This is a genomic window from Pseudoduganella sp. R-32, from assembly GCF_049913245.1.
Classification (GTDB): Bacteria; Pseudomonadota; Gammaproteobacteria; order Burkholderiales; family Burkholderiaceae_D; genus Rugamonas.
In genome coordinates this window covers 1498654-1518521 of the sequence record NZ_CP183987.1, presented here as the reverse complement: position 1 = coordinate 1518521, position 19868 = coordinate 1498654, and the positions used below count along the sequence as shown (strand labels likewise).

Sequence of the window (19868 nt, the reverse complement as noted above, 5' to 3'; positions counted from 1 at the left end):
ACCCCATGGAATACAGCCACGAACACTTGGAACTGCAGCGCAACCTGAAACGCTTCATCGAGACCGACATCAACCCGTTCGTCGACGAATGGGAGGCGGCGGAGATCTTCCCCGCCAAGGAAGTGTTCCGCAAGCTGGGCGCGCTGGGCATGCTGGGCGTGTCCAAGCCAGTCGAATTCGGCGGCCTGGGCCTCGATTATTCATATTCGATGGCGATGGCCGAAGCGCTTGGCCATATCCGCTGCGGCGGCGTGCCGATGGCGATCGGGGTGCAGACCGATATGGCGACCCCGGCGCTAGCGCGCTTCGGCTCGGACGCACTGCGGCGCGAGTTCCTGGCGCCGGCAATCAGCGGCGAGGCAGTGGCCTGCGTCGGCGTATCGGAGCCGGGCGCCGGCTCCGACGTGGCGGCCATCCGCACCACGGCGCGCAAGGACGGCAGCGACTACATCATCAACGGCAGCAAGATGTGGATCACCAACAGCCTGCAGGCGGACTGGATGTGCCTTCTCGCGATCACCGGCGACGGCCCGGCGCACCGCAACAAGTCGCTGATCATCGTGCCGATGGATACGCCGGGCATCAGCGTGGGCAAGAAGATCCGCAAGATCGGCATGAACTCCTCCGACACGGGCCTGATCCACTTCGACGAGGTGCGGGTGCCGCAGCGCTTCCTGGTGGGCGAGGAAGACAAAGGCTTCACCTACCAGATGCTGCAGTTCCAGGAAGAGAGATTGTGGTGCGCGGCCAATATCGTGCAGCAGATGCAGAACTGCATCGACGCCACCATCGACTACACGCGCGAGCGCAAGATCTTCGGCGCCAGCGTGCTGGACAACCAGTGGGTGCACTTCAAGCTGGCCGAAATGCAGACCGAGCTCGAATCGCTGCGCGCCCTGACCTACCGCGCCTGCGGCATGTATATCGGCGGCGCCGACGTCACCGAGCTGGCCTCGATGGCCAAGCTGAAGGCGGGCCGCCTGGCGCGCCAGATCACCGACGGCTGCATGCAGTTCTGGGGCGGCATGGGCTTTACGCTGGAGAACCCGGTGTCGCAGTTTTACCGCGACGGGCGCCTGACGTCCATCGGCGGCGGCGCCGACGAAGTCATGCTGGGCATCATCTGCAAATACATGGACATCCTGCCGGGCCGCAAAGCGTGAACGCCTTCGACACCATCCTGGTCGCCAACCGCGGCGAAATCGCGCTGCGCGTGATGCGCACGGCGCGGCGCATGGGCTACCGCTGCGTGGCGGTGTATTCCGACGCCGATGCCGGCGCGCCGCACTGCGCGATCGACGCGGCCGACGGCCCGCACGCGGCGCTGCGCATCGGCGGCGCCGCACCGGCCGATTCTTACCTGAACATCCCGGCGCTGCTGGCGGCGGCCAAGGCCAGCGGCGCCGGCGCCATACACCCCGGCTACGGCTTCCTGGCCGAGAGTGCCGAATTCGCGCAGGCCTGCGCCGATGCCGGGCTGGCCTTCATCGGCCCGCCGTCCGCAGCGATCGGGGCGATGGGCAACAAGGCCGGCGCCAAGCGGCTGATGCTGGAGGCTGGCGTGCCCTGCGTGCCGGGCTACCAGGGCGAGGACCAGACGGAGCAGCGCATGGCCGCCGAAGCGCGCCGCATCGGCTACCCGGTGATGATCAAGGCTGCCGCCGGCGGCGGCGGGCGCGGAATGCGGCGGGTGGACGAGGTGGGCGCATTCGGCGCCGCGCTGGCATCGGCGCGCTCGGAGGCGCTGCACGCCTTCGGCAGCGCGGAAGTGATCCTCGAGCGCGCCATCCTCGAGCCCCGCCATGTCGAGATCCAGGTGTTTGCCGACAGCCATGGCAACGTGGTGCATATGGGGGAGCGCGATTGTTCTGTCCAGCGGCGGCACCAGAAGCTGATCGAGGAATCGCCCTCGCCGGCAGTATCGCCGGAGCTGCGCGAGCGCATGGGTGCGGTGGCCGTGGCTGCGGCGCGCGCCATCGGCTACGTCGGAGCAGGCACCCTGGAATTCCTGCTCGACCGCGACGGCGAGTTCTATTTCATGGAGATGAACACCCGCCTGCAGGTCGAGCATGCGGTGACGGAAGCGATCACCGGCATCGACCTGGTGGAGTGGCAGCTGCTGGCGGCGGCGGGTGCGCCGCTGCCTTTGACGCAGGCCGAACTCGATGCGCGGCGAGCGGTTGGCGGCCATGCCATCGAAGTGCGGTTGTGCGCGGAAGACCCGGCCCAGGACTTCCTGCCGCAAAGCGGGGAGGTGCTGCGCTGGAGCGCGCCGGCAGGCGTCCGCTGCGACCACGCGTTGGCCGACGGCGCGCGGGTACCGCCGTACTATGACTCAATGCTTGCCAAGCTGGTCGCCCACGGCAGCGACCGCGCGGACGCCCTGCGTCGCCTGCGCCGCGCGCTGGACGAATGCGTGCTGCTCGGCATCCCGAGCAACCGTGCTTTCCTCGCGCGATGCCTGGCGCATCCCGCCTTCGCAGCAGGCCAGGCCAGCACCGGCTTTATCGCGCTGCACCTGCCGGCCGGCCAGCGTGGGGCGGCGGCCGATCTGGCGCGCGTCCTGCCGGCGGCAGGCGCCCTCCTGGTGTGGCATCGCTCGCAACGGCACGCGCGCCGCTACCCCGATGAACTGCACGGCTGGTGCTCCAGCCAAGCCTATGCCCAGCCTTTGCGCTTTACGCTGGACGACGCCGAGCAGCAGGGCCGGGCCAGCGCCGACGGTCCCGACGCCTGGCGCGTTGCCAGCGGCGACAGCGCCACGCCGGTGCGCGCCGAAATCACCGAAGCGCCGCCTGGCACGCTGCAGCTGTCGCTCGATGGCCAGCCCGCCACGCTGCATTTCGCCGCCGACGGCGCCAGGCTGTACTTCCTGCTGGACGACACCGAGCATGCGCTGCACGACCTGTGCGACGCGCCGCCGCGCATGGCCGGCAATGGCGCGGCCGATGGCCGCATCGAAGCGCCCATGAACGGCCGCGTGGTCGCGCTGCATGTCGCGCAAGGCGAAAAAGTCAGCGCCGGCCAGCCGCTGCTGGCCCTGGAGGCGATGAAGATGGAGCACAGCCTGCTGGCAAGCCGTGACGGGACGGTTGCCACGCTCGGCGCCGCGCTCGGCATGCAGGTGGCGACCGGGCAGCTGCTGCTGGAAATCACACATTGACGGAGAAGCCATGAATACACTGCAAGGCAAGACCCTGTTCATCACCGGCGCGAGCCGCGGCATCGGCAAGGCCATCGCCTTGCGCGCGGCGCGCGATGGCGCGAACGTGATCATCGCGGCGAAGACGACCGAACCCGATCCGCGCCTGCCAGGGACCATTTACTCCGCCGCGGAGGAGATCCGCGCGGCAGGCGGCAAGGCGCTGCCGCTGGCGGTCGATATCCGGGAAGAGGAGCAGGTCGTTGCGGCTATCGAAAAAGGCGTCGCCGAATTCGGCGGCATTGACATCCTGGTCAACAACGCCAGCGCCATCAGCCTTACCAACGCGCAGAACACCTCGATGAAGCGCTACGACCTGATGATGGACATCAACGTGCGCGGTACCTTTGTCTGCGCCAAGCACTGCATCGAGCACCTGCAGCAATCGAGCAACCCGCACATCCTGACGCTGTCGCCGCCGATCGACATGAATCCGAAATGGTTCGCGCGTCACGCCGCCTACACCACGTCGAAATACGCGATGAGCATGATCGTGCATGGCCTGGCGGCCCAGCTGGCCGAGGATGGAATCGGCGTGAATGCGCTATGGCCGCGCACCATTATCGCCACGGCCGCCCTCAACGTGGCCCTGCCCGGCGGCGGCCAATACGGCCGCAAGCCGGAGATCATGGCCGATGCGGCGCACCAGATCCTGACGCGCGACAGCCGCTCGACCAACGGCAATTTCTTCATCGACGAGGAAGTGCTGCGCGCCGGCGGCATCACCGACTTCTCCCAATACCTGGTGACGCCGGGCGTTGAGCCAATGATCGATTTATTCGTGGAGGCTGGCAATGAATGAACCCATGCAGGACACCCTTGGCAGCCTGGTTTCCCGCAGCGCGCGCCGCAACGGCGCGGCGACGGCACTGCTGGAAGGCGGCAGGCGAATGAGTTATGCCCAGCTGGACGAGGACAGCAACCGCTTCGCACACTACCTGCTTTCCAGCGGCTTGCAGCCGGGCGACAAGGTGACCATGCTGAGTCCCAATTCGATGGAATTCGTGGTGGCCGCATTCGGCATCTTGAAGGCAGGCATGGTGTGGGTGCCGATCAACGCCATGCTGTCGCCGACGGAAGTGGCCTATATTGCGCAGCACGCCGAAGCGCGCCTGATGGTGGCAGATGCCCAACTGGCGGCGCACCCCGCCTGGAACGCCGCTCTTCCCGCGCTTGGCCTGCCGCTTCTGCGCTGCGCGACGGGGGCCGACAGCGGCGACGGCACGCTGGCGCAGGCGATCGCAGGCCAACCGGGCACCGCCGCCGAACTGGCGCTCGACGAGAATGCCCTGGCGCTGATCATGTACACCAGCGGCACCACCGGCAACCCCAAGGGCGCCATGCACTCGCACCGTTCGGTGCTGGCGGCCGTGATGTCGAACGCGGTGACTGTATCGATCGTGCAGCAGGACGTACTGTCGGCGATCCTGCCACTGTTCCATTGCGCCCAGTTCAGCATGGCCGCAGCGGGGCTGGCATGCGGCGCCGCCATCTCGATCTCGCGCGGCTTCGATCCGGCCGCCGTGCTGGCCACGCTGGCGCGCGACCGTGTCACGCTGGTGGCAGCCCTGCCGGCCATGTACGGTGCCATGCTGATGCACCCTTCGCGCGCCGGGCACGACTTGTCCGCGCTGCGCCTGGCCATCTACGCCATGGCGCCGATGGCGCCGGAGCTGCTGCGGCGCCTGATGCAGGAATTCTGCCCGCATTTCGCGCTGGGCAGCGGCCAGACCGAGATGTTCCCGATGACAGTCTACTTCCCGCCCGACCAGCAGCACCGCACCGGCAATTGCTGGGGGCAAGCGACGCCCGTCAACGACACGGCCATCATGGATACCGACGGACGCCTGCTCGGCAAGGGAGAGATCGGCGAAATCGTGCACCGCGGCCCCAATGCCATGCTGGGTTACTTCAAGGATCCCGAAGCCACGGCGGCCACGCGCCGCTTCGGCTGGCACCATACCGGCGACCTGGGCATGTGGGACGAGGACGGCTACTTGCACTTCAAGGGCCGGCTGAAGGACATGATCAAGACCGGCGGCGAGAATGTGCCTGCCATCCGCGTGGAAGAGGCGCTGCTCGGCCACCCCGCCGTGGCCGTGGCAGCGGTGGTCGGCCTGCCGCACCAGGAATGGATCGAAGCCGTGACTGCCTTCGTCTGCCTCAAGCCCGGCCAGGCGGCGGACGCCGACAGCCTGCGCGAGCATTGCCGCGGCACGCTGGCCGGCTTCGAAATTCCCAAGCACATCGCCATCGTGGACAACTTGCCGATGACCTCCACCGGCAAGATCCAGAAGCACGTGCTGCGCGCCAGCCATCAGGCGCTGTACGCCGGGTGATGCAAGGCCTCAGTCGGCCGGCGGCTCAATAGCCGGCTCGCGCTGCTGCTTGGGTGGCGGCGGGCCCTTCTTGCCCCGGTAGCGCAGGCGGTGCTCCAAGTCCTTCACGATGGAACTGGTGGCCCGCACCTCGTCCCAGATGCCGTGGTCGAGCCGCATCTTGTAGTTCATTGCGCTCATCATGGGCAGCAGGACCTTTTCATAGCTGTCGGCCAGGCGCTGCAGCAGTTCGTGCAGCCGCTCCTGTTCCGGCACGTGCACCTGGACCTGCGGCGCCATGCGGCCTCCGAGGGCGGCGATGCCGGCGCCGATTTCGGCCAGGTAATCTGCCACCCGCGTTTCGCCATCCGCCTGCCCGCCGTTCTTGCGCAGGCGGACGAATTCCTCCACCAATTCGTTCCAGCGCGCCTGTTCCGCGCCGGTCGGCTGGCCCAGCAAGTGCGCCAGTCGCAGCAGGTTCTCTTCGGCGCCGGTGGTCAGGGTCTGCGCCTCGCCGCGGTAGTGGTCGCGCAGCAGCGCATCCAGTTCGGCGTCGTGCATCAGGGCCGACACCTTGGGCGCCAGCTTGGCCATGTTGCGGTAGCTGCCCTGCAGCTTGAACGGCGGCTCGCTGCGGTAGGCGTCGTCCTGCGCGGCCGACGCGATGTAGGCCAGGTTCACCTTCATCAGCGCATTGCGCACCTTGGACAGGCGTTGCAGGACCGCGCAGATCTGGTCGATCTCCTGCGAGGTGTAGGCATGCTTGAGTTCCGATGCCGCCACCGGCTCGCCCTGCGACATGCGCACCAGCAGGTACAGGTCCTGCGGGTCGCGCGAAGCGAGCGGCTGCAATTCCGGATGCGCCACCAGTGCGTTCTCGATGTACGAGAGGGCAAACAATTCTTCGCGCCCGCTCAACACGTCGCCCAGGTTGTAGATGTCGGCGCGGTTGGCCAGCATGTCCGGAATCTTGAACACGTCGCCGGACTCGGTGTACGGATTGCCCGCCATGACGACGGCGAAGCGCTTGCCGCGCAGGTCGTAGCTGCGGCTCTCGCCGCGCCACACGCCCTCGATGCGGCGCGTGCCGTCGGCCAGGGCGATGAACTTCTGCAGGAACTCGGGATTGGTGTGCTGGATGTCGTCCAGGTACAGCATCACGTTGTTGCCCATCGCCAGGCCGAGATTGAGCTTTTCCAGTTCCATGCGGGCGGCACTGTTGCTGGCCAGGGCCGGGTCGAGCGAGGTGACGTTATGGCCGAGAACCGGGCAATTGATGCGCACGAAGATCATGCCAAGGCGCTCGCCCAGGTATTCCATCAGCGTGGTCTTGCCGTAGCCGGGCGGGGAAATCAGCAACAGCATGCCCATCGAGTCGGTGCGGCGCTGGTCGCCGGCGGCGCCGATCTGCTTTGCCAGGTTGTCGCCGACCAGCGGCAGGTAGGCTTCGTCGATCAGGCGGTTGCGGAAGAAGCTGGACAGCGGCTTGGCCCGGAACTGGTCCAGGCGCAGGCGGGCGTTTTCCTCTTGTGCCAGTTGCTGCCGCAATTGCTGCAGCGAGCGGAAGGCAGGCACCACCACGGCCTCGTGATGTTCGAGGCGGCGCAGGAAGTCGTTCAGCTGCAGCTTGAGCGTCCGGTTGTCGATGCGGGCATGCTCGCCAAGCAGTCCGGCGACATGGGCGTCGACGCTGGCCTGCACCACGCGGCGCGGCAGGTTGCACAGCAGGCTGGCGGCCGCCTCGGGCAGCAGCGACAATTCGTGGCCATGCTGGCTCGCGTAACCGTGCAGCCATTCGGTGGCCAGCGTCCAGCGTTCGCGCCACGACAAGGCAGGCGCCTGCCAGGGCGCGGCGATATTGTGGCGAGCAAGGTGCTGGGACAGGCCGCTGGCCAGTTCGCTGCCGGTCCGGCTAAGCAGCCAGGCCTGGTCGGCGCCAGCGGGCGTGCCAAGCTCGGACAGCAGGTAGCGCGCGGCCTGCTGCAGCAGCAGGGCCCGGGTTTCGCTGCCGTGATCGAGCCAGGCGTCGATGTCGAGCTGTTCGGCCTCGAGGAAACGCTCCAGCGACTGCTCGACTTGCACCGCCAACTTGTCCCACAGGCGTTCGCTATTGAAATGGCGGCGCATCAACTCGGCCTGTTCCGCCTGGTGGCGCAGCGACTGTGAGGCTGGCGAGGCATTCACGTCGGTCCAGTACAGCAGCGCGACGGCGCGACCCAGCGGGCTGAATCGCAGCAGCCCGGCGCCTTCCCACAGCGGGACCAGCTGGCGCAGGATGGCGGCGGCGTCGTGGTCGTGCAGGCCTTTCTGGTAGCCCTCGTGATAACGCGGCGCGGCGAAGCGGCGCACGTGTTCGTCCAGCACCGCGTTGTCCGGCTGCGCCAGCGCTTCCTGCAATTGCTGCCAGTCGATGCCGGCCGTGCCGGCGCGCACGGCGAGCACGAACTGGTAGGCCAGGTATTCGGCGCGGTACACCTGCGCCGTCTCGGCCAGGGTCTCCTGCGACCACCATGGGCGCAGGGCGTCCAGGCGCTCGTCCTGCAGCGGCGCGTAGTAGTCAGTACCGGCCAGGTGGAAAGCCAGCCCGCCCTGGTGGGGCACGATGGCCAGCTCCAGCGCTTGCCGGTTGACGGTGAAGTCGTGGCGTCCCAGCTTGATGACATTGCCGGTCACCAGTTCATTCTGGTCGCGCAACGCACGCTGGCCCTGTTCGCGCAGGCTTTTCAGCTGCCCGCTCAAGTCGTCGGCCGCGACCGCGTTGCCCAGCTTGCGCAATTCTTCGATACTGGCCTTCAGCTTGCCCAGCAGGGCATCGGAAGCGAAATACGCTTCCATCTGGGCCGGCTCGCTGAACTGGGCCAGGCGCTTGGGCACGCCGGCCAGGATGCGGCGGGCGGCATCGCCGATGGCCTGCACGCGGCGTGCACGCGCATCGAGCAGCGACTGCTTGCGCCCTTCCATCGCTTCGTACACGGCTTCGCGCTTGTGCGCAATCTCGGCCAGGTAATCTTCCTGTTCGGCGAACTGCCCTTCCAGGGTTTCCAGCTGGGCCAGCAGGCGGGTGAGCAATTCGTCGCAGCGCTCCGGCGTGTCGGCCTGTTCCAGGCTGCTTTCCACCGATTGGCTGAATAACTGGAACTGGGCGGCGAATTCGGACGCCGACTCTGCCTGCGACAGCTGCTTGCGGCGCTGTCGCACTTCGGCGCGCAGCTGGTTGACGCCTGCGTACAGGCGCGAGATGGCCGTCAGGATCTGGGTGCGCAAGGTGGCGTCGCCGACCGCCAGGGTGCCAAGCAACTCGTTCAAGCCGTCCAGGCTGCGGGCGGTGCGGTCCAGGGCTTCGTTCAGCGGCGCCAGTTCGGCCGTGGTGCCCAGTTGCGGCAGCTGTTCGCGCTGTTTCGCCAGTTCCGCTTCCAGCTTGGCGAAGGCATTGGCCTGCGACAAGAACTGCACGGTGCGCTCGCCCACGCGGGCCTCTTCCGCGCCAAGCTCGCTGTCCAATTCGGCCAGGTGCGCCACGTCCATGTAGCGCTGCTCCTTCAGCGTCGCCAGGCGGCCGCGCGCAAGGCGGATCTGTTCCAGGGCTTCGATGAATTCGGTGGGCGACTGCCACAGCCGGCTTGCCGTTTCCGCCAGCAGTTGGCGCTGTTCCTGCGCTGCCTGCTGCAGCACGCGCGCGGCCTCGCGCTGGATTGCCGCGACCTTGTCGAATTCGTCCATGGTGGCATTGGCCACCTCGGACAGGCCGCCCAGGTCGGCGCCGACGCCCTTGGCTTCGGGCGCGCCGAGCCAGTGGAAGGCGTCGGCCACCCGGCGGCACTGGCGCAGCAGGCTTTCATAAACGGCGCGGCCTGGGAGCGCATCGCCGCCGGCCTCGCCCTGCTCGCGCACCATGCGCCCGATCGAATACAGCTCGGACAGCCCGCGCACCAGCTCGCGGTTGCCGATCTTGCCGAAGAACCCCTGGCGCGGGGCGGCGCGGGCGGCAAATTCCTCGCTCAGGAACGGCGTCTGCCACCACTGCATCGGGTGGTTGCGGGTCGGCTCCTCGCTCTCGGCGGTAAACAGCAGCATGCTGCCATCGGCATAGCGCGCGTAGCCGTGCGCCACCAGCGGCTGCGACAGGGTCTTGTTGATCAGGTTGTAGGTCAGCAGGACATAGGTGCCGCTGACCACTTCGTAGAAGACGTACAGCACATCTTCGCCGTTCGGCGCCAGCACGCGGCGCTCGAATTGCAGGCCGTCCGGCAGGCCGGAGAACAGGCGCGACTCGCCGCCCTGCAGGATCACGCCGCCGGGGAACACGATGCCGTGGTCTTCCGGCAGCTGCACGCAGGAGGCGCCGATGCTGTCGACCCGCTGCACCTGCTGGCTCAGGCGCGAATACACCAGGTAGCGCACCTGCGTTTCGCGGTAGGGCCGGATGCGCAGCAGGATCAAGTCGCCGAGCGCGGCATAGGCGATTTCGGCGTCGCTGAGCGACTGGTTGGGATCGTCGACCGGCTCGCTGTGGATGCCCAGTCCCGTTTCCGTGTTGTTCTCGATCTTGACCGTCAGGTCGCCGCCCACCGTTTCCACGAACAGGGTGTCGAGCACGTTGACGTGCGGGTGCTGGCCCACCACGTGCTGGTCGCGCGTGGTGGCGGTCCACTCGAAATCATGCGGCGGCGGCAAGGCGATATCGCGTTCGCCGCGGTAGTCGATGTAGGTGGCCGCGCCCTGCTCGTCCAGCTGCCAGCGGAACACGCGCAGGTCGCTCTGGCGCTCGCCGATCTTGAAGGCGGCCAGCAGCTTGCCCTGGTTGAGGCGCAACTGCACCAGCTGGGCGTTGCGGTAGTAGTTATACAGTTCCTTGAATTCGGCCACGAAGCGCGGGTCGGCCAGGAAGCTGCCGTCCAGCGCCAGCGGGTCGAGCTCCACTTCGGCGCCGTCCTGGCGCAGGCGGTACAGCGCGAAGACGTCCGCCACCCGGGTTTCCTGGCGCAGGCCGATGAAGACGTTATAGCCAAACAGCAGCACGTCGCCGACCAGTACCAGGTCGCGTGCGGTGCAGTTGTTGTCGGTGCGGGCGCGAGTGCGGGCCCGCAGCGCCATCTCTTCGCGGCCGAATTCGGCCAGCCTGGCTTCGTTCAGCGCGGTGGCTTTCTCCAGCAGGGACTTGCCCTGGCCGGCCAGCCGCTTGCGCAGCAGGTCGAAGCTGCTGGAATGGCGCAGGGACGCCTCGGCACCCGCAGGTGCTGCTTGTTCTTGGCTCATGATCTCGTGCTTCAGTCGCTTTTAGTCTTTCGGTGCGCCCAGGAAGGCCAGCATCTCGCGGCGGTTCGGCTGGCCGTCCAGCCAGGCGCGGATGCGGGCCAGCTCGGCCAGGTCGTCGCCGAAGCGCGCCTGCATGGCCTGCTCGATGCGCTCGCGCGATGCGGCCTTCTGCACGCTGGCCTGCCAGCGGTCGGAGGCGATTTCATCGAGCTGGCCATGGACGCCGAGCGACACCAGGGTGTCCCACTCGCCGGCGTCGAGCCAGATTGCCTGGGCTGCCGCGCTGTAGTCCAGGCGCAGCGGATGCTGGCTGTCCACCTTCAGGCGCGTCATGAGGCGGCCGGTCTTGGGGCAGAGCCGGACCGCGCCATCGGTGACGCTGGGCTCCCACGCGGCCGCGGCCAATGCCATCTCGGGCATGGCCTTGCGCCAGGCGCGATAGCGTTCGAGTTCCACCAGCACGCCGCCGCAGGCGTCGCAGCGCTCGGCGGGCAGGCCGCCTTCGATGCGGGTCGGCTGGAAATGGGTATGTGCGCAGGCCGGGCAGATCATGGCTTGCCTTTCAGCTCAGGTACCGCAGCGATCAGATTGTTCAGGGCGTGCTGCTGTTGCTGGGTGCCTTCGCGCGACACCTTGGCCAGCAGCGAAGCCACGGTCAGGTTCTGCAGCTCGCCCGAGGAGCCGCCCAGCGCGCCGACCAGGCCGCGCAAGTCGTTCAGCATGTCGCGTTCCCCGCTCAGGTGGTCTTTAAGGCCGATCTGCAAGGTCTTGCTCTTTTCGATGGCCGCATCGATGCCGCGTCCAACCGACAGGGCACGCACGAAGCTGTCGAAGTAGTTGCCGTCGCCGCCGACGATGTCGATCTTGGCGTTGCCCAGGGCCTTGCCCAGCACTTCTGCCTGTTCGCGGGCGATCATGGTCTGCGCATCGATGCCTTTCAGGGCCTGCTCGTTGGCCAGCTCCAGCTGCATGCGGAACTCTTCGTGGGCGCGGGTCTCGGCGCTCATCGCGGACATGGACTCGAACTTCTGCGCCAGGCCGCGCGACTCGGCTTCGAAGCGCGCCTCGATCACTTTGGCTTCCGCCGTGCCCAGGGTGGCGGTGGCAGCCGCATCGGCCGTCTTCACGGCAGCTTCGGCCAGGCCCATTTGTTCCTTGCCCTTGGCTTCGGCTTCCATGCGCAGGCGGGTTGCTTCGGCCTGGGCCGCGCCCTGCTTGACGATCGCTTCGGACGACGCCAGCATGACCTTCGCTTCCGCCAGGCCAGGGGCGGCGATTTCGGCTTCCGTGCCTTCCGCCTGGCGCTTCTTGGCCTCAGCTTCCTTCTCGGCCACTTTCAGAGCCGCTTCCGCCAGGGTCAGTTCCTGCGCGGCGCGGTGCTTGGCCGCGCGCTCTTCCGCTTCGGCGGCCTTCACGGCCAGCAGCAGCTTCTCTTCCGCGCTGGCTTCGGCGGCGATCACTACCGACTTCTTGCCGCGGTCGGCCTCGGCGATGGTGCGCACGTCCTTGATGGCTTCTTCCTGCTCGGCCACGGTGCGTTCGACCACGATGCGCTCGCGGATCACGTCGGCGATGGCCTTCTTCTGCACTTCCAGCGCCTTCTCTTTATCGATGCGCTGCAGTTCGACTTCTTTTTCGCGCGCGACCACTTCCAGCAGGCGGGCGCGGGTGACGCGCTCCTCCTCGATGGCGACGGCGCGCTTGCGGTTGTTCTCCGCCACTTCCTTCTCGCGGGTGGTGTTTTCCTGCTGCACCAGCACGACCTGTTCGGCCTGCAGGCGGGCCAGTTCTGACTTGGCGCGTTCTTCGGACTGCACCTTTTCGGCTTCCGCCTGTTCGCGGGCGCGCACGCTGGTCACTTCGCGGTTCTGGCGGGCCTCGGCGTCGGCTTGCTGGCGTTCCAGTTCCAGGATGGCTTCGCGGGTTTCCACGTCCTTTTTCTTGATGCGCATTTCCTCGTCGCGCTTCAATTCGTTGGTGCGGATGCTTTCGATCGCGGTCAGTTCGGTGATCTTCTTGATGCCCTGGGCGTCCAGGATGTTATGGCTGTCCAGCTTCTCGATCGAGGTCTGTTCGAGATAGTCGATGGCCGCGTCTTCCAGGATGTAGCCGGACAGGTCGCTGCCGATCTGGCGGATGATGTCGTCGCGGAAGCGGTCGCGCGCCTGGTACAGGTCGACGAAGTCCATCGACTTGCCGACGGTCTTCAGGGCCTCGGCGAACTTGGCCGAGAACAGGTTTTCCAGCGTCTCCTGGCTGGAAGCGCGGGCGCAGCCGACCGCCTGGGCGACCTTCAGCACGTCTTCCTTGGTCTTGTTCACGCGCAGGAAGAAGGTGACCTTGATGTCGGCGCGGATGTTGTCGCGGCAAATCAGGCCGTCCTTGCCAAGGCGTTCGATCTCGATGGTCTTGAGCGAGATCTCCATCAGTTCCTTCTTGTGGATGATGGGGTAGACCATGCCGCCGGTGAAGCTGACGTCCGGCTCGGCGCGCAGGGTGTTGATGATCATTGCGTGACCCTGTTCGACTTTATGGTAGAAGCGCGCGAACATTGCCAGGGCGCCGAGCAAAACGACGACGCCGATGGCGGCTGCAATCAACATGATGTCCATGGATTTCCTTCAGGTTTGTGTTGGTGTTGTTATTTAATTTGCCGCGCTGGCGGCCTGTACTTCGTACTGCTGCAATGCCTCGTCGTAGGCGACGATCACTGCGAGAGCATCCTTGCCCAGTGAGTTGGGCGAACTGGCCCAGACGCGGATATTCAGGCTGGCCCCGCTGCTCTCCACTTCGGCGCGGCCGAATTTTTCGTCCACCGACAGCGTGACGATGCGGCAGGTGCGGCCGACCAGGCTGCGGTTTTCCGGCGCGTGGTGCTTGACGAACAGCGGACGCAAAGGCTTGATCACGCGCGCCGACAACCACACGCTGAACCCCGCCGCCGCCAGCAGGGTGGCGGCGCCGCCGACCCATTGCAGCACCCCGGCCGGCAGCCACGCCAGAACGTATTCGTGCAGCAGGGCCGTCGGCAGCCAGGTGAAGAAAACCAGCAGCGTAGCGACGATCGAGAACGGCACACCGCCCAGCCCCAGCGCCACCAGCCAAGAGGCCAGCGTTTCCAGGTCGGCGTGGTCGGCGTCGCCTTCGATGTTCTCGCCCAGGTCCAACACACCGACCAACGACAAGGTCCAGTACACCAGCAGGATGATCAGCAGGACGCTGGGGATGGCGGTTGGAAAGCTGGCCAGGATTTGCCAGGTGCTCATTCAGTGCCCTTCTTGGTGGTCAAATTACTAACTATTCTCGTGCTTCGATTGCTTTAATGCAAATGTTATCAACTGCTCATGCAACATTTCCTTGATGCGGCGCCGGTCGGCTGCGTCGACGCCCAGGCGTTCGGCCAGCAGCGCGTAATCGGCGTCCGACAGGCTGACCGTCAGGCGCGGGCGAACCGGCTTGCTGGAATACGGCAGGCCGAGGATCTTGCGGATCTGGTCCGAGGTGGAGAGCTGGCTCTTGAACGCGGCGAGGCGCACCGCATCGATCACCTGCGTCTCCACGTCGAAGGCCACCTGGACCGCGCGCAAGGCCGCATCCGATCCTGACCAGCGGGAAGAACTGCGGACCATGGCGCGTCAGCCCTGGTCCGGCGGGGCCGGCCGGACGCGCGCCTGCAGGCGAGCCATCACTTCGGCCTTGCGGTTGGCGCGCTCGCCGATGCCCGCCTGCGCCAGCTTGTTCTCCAGCGCCTTGCTGCCGAACTCTCCTTCCAGCACTTCGGCCGCCTGCATGCGGTCGGCCATGTCCTGGTGGCGCTGGCGGATGCGCTCCAGCGATTCCTTGGCGGTCATCAGCTTGGAGCCGCTCGAACCCATGTTCTGGGAAATGGTGGCGGTGGCCTTGTAGACGCTCTCGGTGGTCTTGGCCATGGCCAGCTGGCGCTCGTGCTCGCGCAGCGTAGCCTCGGCGTTGCGGATCATGTCCTTCAGGCGCGCGATATGGCCGGCATATTGGGCGCGCGCCTCTTCCTGTTCGGCCAGCGCCACTTCCAGGTCGGCCACGCGCGCGGCGACTTCCTCGGCCAGGCTGGTCTCGTCCTTTTGCAGCGCCTGCAGCGCCAGGTCCTCGTATTTTTTCAGTTCGGCGCGCAGGCGTTCGATTTCGCGGTCGGCCTGCATTTCCTTGGCCATCACGGCCGTCAGGTCGTTCTTTGCGGAGGCCACGTGGGCAGTGGCTTCGACGATTTCCTGTTCGTAGATGGTCGAGGCGTTGTTGTCGACGATGCTCTGGCCGAGCTCACGCAGGTTACCTCGCAACATGGTCAGCACTTTGGAAAAAACAGCCATGATGGGCTCCTCACATTAGAAATTCGTTGAACACTTCCAGGGCTTCGAGCGCGTTGTCGGCGGCCATCGCCACGTCGGTGGCGATGCTCTCCGGCGAGGCGTCGGCCGCCAGCGCGCCGAAAATGACGTAGTGCTCGCCGATGCGGCCGAAATTCGACAGCGGGATGGCGATGTTCAGGTCCATCATCGCTTCCAGCATCTCAGCGCGGCGCTCGGGGCGCACTTCGCGCTCGGTCCACAGGTAGCAGATGCAAAGCACCTGGTGCGGCGAAGCAGTGACGAATACAGGAATCTCCTCCTGGCCCTCGATGCACATCCGCATGACCGGCACGCCATCCGGCTCGTTGGGGGCCAGCAGGTTGGCGCTCACCGACAGCGAACCCACCTGGGCGGACAACGCGCTCTCGATCGCCAGCATCCGGCCCATCACTTCGTCCATAAAGTCACTCCTTGTTGCGGGTGGTTAGACATATCATGTCATTAGTATAAAAGCATGACATAAAATGTCAAGGACTGCCGCAACGCTTTGGGCGGCGGGTCTTCGCTCGGACACTGTCTGTGGGAGGTGCTGAAATCACGCGGACTGAAATCACTCCAGAGGGGGAATTTTCGGGTGCATCAAATTTTCAGCAGTTTTCAGCACTTCGCAACACGATTTCAGCACTTCTCAACGCGAGATGTGCACATCGCTTCCTCTCTCGCTCGTGCAGCCTCGCGGTATGCTTTCCGGCGAGCTTCGGCCTCAGCGGAAAAGCGCAATTTGGTTGCGGGCGTCCAGTTGAGTTCGCCCGGGAGCTGGACCAAGATGGCCTCCCATGCATTGCGCACGGTACCAAGGCTCGCCCTGGCAAACTGGTTTGGCGACATGCATCGCACGGTCGACCAGCCCCGAGAAATCCTGATCGCAGGCCTTTTCTGCCTGATAGTCGAGCAAGGCGCGCAGGGTAGGCAGTGTGACTGTCACACTTACGTGTTGGCTCATGCTGAAATCTCCCAAGGTGAAAATCCCTTAGAGGGAGAAATTCGAGGGAAGTTCAAATTTCAGCACTTTTCAGCACCTTGCAACACCATTTCAGCACTTCCACGGAGGGACCCGCGAGGAGCTACCGAAGCAGGAAGCGAATAGCGGACTCGGCCAGTTCATCGATGCTGACGCCGGCGTCGCGCCGGTACCACTGCGCCGACCAGTTCAAAGCCCCGAACAACCACAGCCGATCGAGTTTGCCAGGCGCCGGCCATTCGCCGGAAGCCTGCAGCTCACGCAGCACAGCATCCCACAGCGCCTCATAGCGATCCTTGGCCGCGACGATGCGCAATTGGCCCTCAGTGGAAAGCGCGCGCCACTCGTAGAGCATGACGTAGACGAAATCCTGTCCCGGCGACAGCAAGGTCTCGAGATGGGTATGCACCAGGCGCCGGAACGCCTCGCGCGGCGGCAAGCCAAGCGAAGCCACTTCCTCAATGCGGGCCAGGGCCTGCTGCATACCCTCCTCGATCACCGCCTGCAGGATGTCCTGCTTGGACTTGAAGTGATAAAACCACGACCCCGCCTGCACGCCCGCCGCGGCCGCAATATCGCGCACGGTGGTGTTATCGAATCCTTTTTCGCGGAAAAGTCTTGCCGAGACGGCAATAAGCAGCGTTTTCAGGCTGTCGGAAGCGGCCTGCGCGGGGCGGCCGCGCTTGCGGGGCGGAGGGGAATTGCTGGCGTCCATGTCCCCAGCAATCTACCTTATAATGAAAGTTTTCGCCAAATTTACAGCCCAAATCATGGAATTAGCCAAGTCTTTCGAGCCTGCCGACATTGAACAGTTCTGGCGCAGCGAGTGGGAAAAGCGCGGTTACTACGCAGCCTCCCTCGACCTGAGCAAGCCGTCCTTCAGCATCCAATTGCCGCCGCCGAACGTCACTGGCACGCTGCACATGGGGCACGCCTTCAACCAGACCATCATGGATGGCCTGACCCGCTACCACCGCATGCTGGGCCACAACACCGCCTGGATCCCGGGCACCGACCACGCCGGCATCGCCACCCAGATCGTGGTGGAGCGCCAGCTGGACGCGCAGAAGGTGTCGCGCCATGACCTGGGGCGCGAAAAATTCGTCGAGAAAGTCTGGGAGTGGAAGGAAAAATCCGGCTCCACCATCACCGGCCAGATGCGCCGCATGGGTACCTCCCCTGACTGGCAGCGCGAATACTTCACCATGGACGCCGAGCGCTCCAAAGTCGTGAGCGAAGTCTTCGTGCGCCTGTTCGAACAAGGCCTGATCTACCGCGGCAAGCGCCTGGTCAACTGGGACCCGGTGCTGGGCACCGCCGTCTCCGACCTGGAAGTGGTGTCGGAAGAAGAAGACGGCTCGATGTGGCACATCAAGTACCCGCTGGCCGACGGCAGCGGCCACCTGGTGGTTGCCACCACCCGTCCTGAAACCATGCTGGGCGACGTCGCCGTGGCAGTCGACCCGACCGACGAGCGCTACACCGCACTGGTCGGCAAGATGCTCAAGCTGCCGCTGGTCGGCCGCGAAATCCCGGTGATCGCCGACGAATACGTCGACAAGGAATTCGGCACCGGCTGCGTGAAGATCACCCCTGCGCACGACTTCAACGACTACGCCGTTGGCCAGCGCCACAACCTGGACATGCCGTCGATCCTGACCCTCGACGCCAAGATCAACGAAAACGCCCCGGCCGCCTACCAGGGCATGGACCGTTTCGCCGCCCGCAAGCAGATCGTCGCCGACCTGGACGCACAAGGCTTCCTGGTCGAAGTGAAACCGCACAAGCTGATGGTGCCGCGCGGCGACCGCACCGGCGTCGTGATCGAGCCGATGCTGACCGACCAATGGTTCGTCGCCATGAGCAAGCCGGCACCTGAAGGCACCTTCAACCCGGGCAAATCGATCACCGAAGTGGCGCTGGAAAAAGTATCCAGCGGCGAGATCAAGTTCGTCCCTGAAAACTGGAGCACCACCTACAACCAGTGGCTGAACAACATCCAGGACTGGTGTATTTCCCGCCAGCTGTGGTGGGGCCACCAGATCCCGGCCTGGTACGACGAGCAAGGCAACGTCTACGTCGCCCGCAGCGAAGAAGACGCGAAGGCACAAGCCGCCGCCAATGGCGTGAGCGGCGCCCTGACCCGCGACAACGACGTGCTGGACACCTGGTTCTCCTCCGCCCTGGTGCCGTTCTCCACCCTCGGCTGGCCGAACGAAACGCCTGAACTGCAAGCCTTCCTGCCTTCGTCGGTCCTGGTCACCGGCTTCGACATCATCTTCTTCTGGGTCGCACGCATGGTCATCATGACCAGCCACTTCACCAACAAGGTGCCGTTCGAAACCGTGTACGTGCACGGCCTGGTACGCGACTCGCAAGGCCAGAAGATGTCCAAGTCCAAGGGTAACACCTTGGACCCGATCGACCTGATCGACGGTATCAGCCTGGAAGAGCTGGTGGCCAAGCGCACCACCGGCCTGATGAACCCGAAGCAGGCCGAGAAGATTGAAAAAGCCACCCGCAAGGAATTCCCGGAAGGCATTCCAGCCTACGGCACCGACGCCGTGCGCTTCACCATGGCCTCCTACGCCTCGCTGGGCCGCAACATCAACTTCGACCTGGGCCGCTGCGAAGGCTACCGCAACTTCGGCAACAAGCTGTGGAACGCCACCCGCTTCGTGCTGATGAACACCGAAGGCCACGACTGCTCCGCCAACGAAGCCGACCTGTCCGCTGCCGACAAGTGGATCATCTCCGCCCTCAACCGCGCCGAACAGGAAGTGCATAAGGGCTTTGCCGACTACCGCTTCGACAACATCGCCTCCACCATCTACCAGTTCGTGTGGTACGAGTACTGCGACTGGTACCTGGAACTGGCGAAGGTGCAGGTCCAGCAAGGCACGCCGGGCCAGCAGCAAGCCACCCGCCACACCCTGCTGCGCGTACTGGAAGTCATCCTGCGCATGGCGCACCCGATCATCCCGTTCGTCACCGAGCAGCTGTGGCAGACCGTGGCCCCGCTGGCCGGCAAAGGCGGCGATGGCCAATCGATCATGACCCAGGCTTACCCGCTGCCGAACGAAGCGGCGATCAGCGCCGAAGCCGAAGCCTGGGTGGGCGAACTGAAAGGACTGACCGACGCCACCCGCAACCTGCGCGGCGAAATGAAGCTGGCGCCATCGGTGCGCGTGCCGCTGATCGTGGAAGCGACCGGCGCCGACAAAGCGCGCATGGCCGCCTTCGCCCCATACATCCAGATGCTGGGCAAGCTGTCGGAAGTGCAGATCGTCGACGTGCTGCCGGAATCGCCGGCCGCCGTCTCCGTGGTCGGCACCACCAAGCTGATGCTGAAGGTCGAAATCGACGTCAAAGCGGAGCGCGAACGCCTGTCGAAAGAGATCGCCCGCCTGGAAGGCGAAATCGCCAAGGCCAACGGCAAGCTGTCCTCGGAAAGCTTCGTCGCCCGCGCCCCAGCCGCCGTAGTGGCGCAGGAAAAAGAGCGCGTCGCCACCTTCGGCGCCACCCTGGCCAAGATGCAGGAACAACTGGCCAAGCTCCCAGCTTAAAAGTCGGGGTCAGGTCTGGCAATCCGCCACCCAAGATGAAAGCAATGCCCGGCCCCAGCCGGGCATTTTTTACCCCGAACTGTAGGTAAACTACATCATTCGTGTTGACATGTAGTCAAACAATCCGTAGTTTACCCCTCTCTACCTCTGCACATCACGCCTCAGTGGTAGTAATAGTAC

The 19868-nt window shown here is 65.3% G+C and carries 14 protein-coding genes; 5 read left to right on the top strand and 9 right to left on the bottom strand.

All coding sequences use genetic code 11. The features are described 5' to 3' along the window. Nucleotides 1-5: 5 nt before the first annotated feature. Genes ACN9MU_RS07115 through ACN9MU_RS07100 form a run of 4 tightly spaced genes read left to right on the top strand, consistent with a single transcriptional unit; the run spans nt 6 to nt 5541 of the window. Nucleotides 6-1163 (top strand): acyl-CoA dehydrogenase family protein, encoded by a 1158-nt coding sequence (locus ACN9MU_RS07115; protein WP_426321351.1) that lies wholly within the window; start codon nt 6-8, stop codon nt 1161-1163. Nucleotides 1164-1216: 53 nt separating this feature from the next. Further along, nucleotides 1217-3163 (top strand): biotin carboxylase N-terminal domain-containing protein, encoded by a 1947-nt coding sequence (locus ACN9MU_RS07110; RefSeq protein WP_426323697.1) that lies wholly within the window; start codon nt 1217-1219, stop codon nt 3161-3163. Nucleotides 3164-3173: 10 nt separating this feature from the next. Further along, nucleotides 3174-4004 (top strand): SDR family oxidoreductase, encoded by an 831-nt coding sequence (locus tag ACN9MU_RS07105; RefSeq protein WP_426168964.1) that lies wholly within the window; start codon nt 3174-3176, stop codon nt 4002-4004. After that, complete coding sequence (locus ACN9MU_RS07100; RefSeq protein ID WP_426344338.1) at nt 3997-5541, top strand: class I adenylate-forming enzyme family protein; 1545 nt, start codon at nt 3997-3999, stop codon at nt 5539-5541. The genes ACN9MU_RS07105 and ACN9MU_RS07100 overlap by 8 nt, the downstream gene beginning before the upstream one ends. 9 nt (nt 5542-5550) lie before the next feature. On the opposite strand, the gene ACN9MU_RS07095 is transcribed toward ACN9MU_RS07100, so the two are convergent. The 9 genes from ACN9MU_RS07095 to ACN9MU_RS07055 form a co-directional block, all read right to left on the bottom strand. Continuing rightward, nucleotides 5551-10776 carry a DNA repair ATPase gene (locus ACN9MU_RS07095; protein ID WP_426321347.1) on the bottom strand — a complete coding sequence of 1742 codons (5226 nt, stop codon included), beginning with the start codon at nt 10774-10776 and terminating at the stop codon, nt 5551-5553. A 21-nt stretch (nt 10777-10797) separates the two neighbouring features. Next, on the bottom strand, nt 10798-11328 hold the full coding sequence (locus tag ACN9MU_RS07090) for a zf-TFIIB domain-containing protein (RefSeq protein WP_426168956.1): 531 nt from the start codon (nt 11326-11328) through the stop codon (nt 10798-10800). Further along, nucleotides 11325-13388: a flotillin family protein gene (locus tag ACN9MU_RS07085; RefSeq protein ID WP_426168953.1), complete on the bottom strand. Its 2064-nt coding sequence runs from the start codon at nt 13386-13388 to the stop codon at nt 11325-11327. Before ACN9MU_RS07085 ends, ACN9MU_RS07090 begins: the two co-directional genes overlap by 4 nt. Nucleotides 13389-13421: 33 nt before the next feature. Continuing rightward, on the bottom strand, nt 13422-14042 hold the full coding sequence (locus ACN9MU_RS07080; protein ID WP_426321344.1) for a ubiquinone biosynthesis protein: 621 nt from the start codon (nt 14040-14042) through the stop codon (nt 13422-13424). 27 nt (nt 14043-14069) lie between these two features. Continuing rightward, the gene (locus ACN9MU_RS07075; protein WP_426168947.1) at nt 14070-14405 is read right to left on the bottom strand and encodes a hypothetical protein; all 336 of its coding nucleotides are present in this window, start codon (nt 14403-14405) and stop codon (nt 14070-14072) included. A 6-nt stretch (nt 14406-14411) separates the two neighbouring features. Beyond that, complete coding sequence (locus ACN9MU_RS07070) at nt 14412-15122, bottom strand: PspA/IM30 family protein (RefSeq protein ID WP_426168944.1); 711 nt, start codon at nt 15120-15122, stop codon at nt 14412-14414. A gap of 10 nt (nt 15123-15132) precedes the next feature. Further along, entirely contained in the window at nt 15133-15561 is a 429-nt protein-coding gene (locus tag ACN9MU_RS07065) for a DUF2170 family protein (RefSeq protein WP_426168942.1), read from the bottom strand. A 303-nt stretch (nt 15562-15864) separates the two neighbouring features. Further along, nucleotides 15865-16104, bottom strand: coding sequence for a hypothetical protein (locus ACN9MU_RS07060; protein WP_426321342.1), 240 nt, complete (start codon nt 16102-16104; stop codon nt 15865-15867). Between the two features lie 121 nt (nt 16105-16225). Continuing rightward, complete coding sequence (locus tag ACN9MU_RS07055) at nt 16226-16837, bottom strand: TetR/AcrR family transcriptional regulator (protein ID WP_426321340.1); 612 nt, start codon at nt 16835-16837, stop codon at nt 16226-16228. Nucleotides 16838-16892: 55 nt separating this feature from the next. On the opposite strand from ACN9MU_RS07055, the gene ACN9MU_RS07050 reads away from it, so the two are divergent. Continuing rightward, nucleotides 16893-19688, top strand: a complete 2796-nt coding sequence (locus ACN9MU_RS07050; RefSeq protein WP_426344337.1) for a valine--tRNA ligase — start codon at nt 16893-16895, stop codon at nt 19686-19688. Nucleotides 19689-19868: the final 180 nt, after the last annotated feature.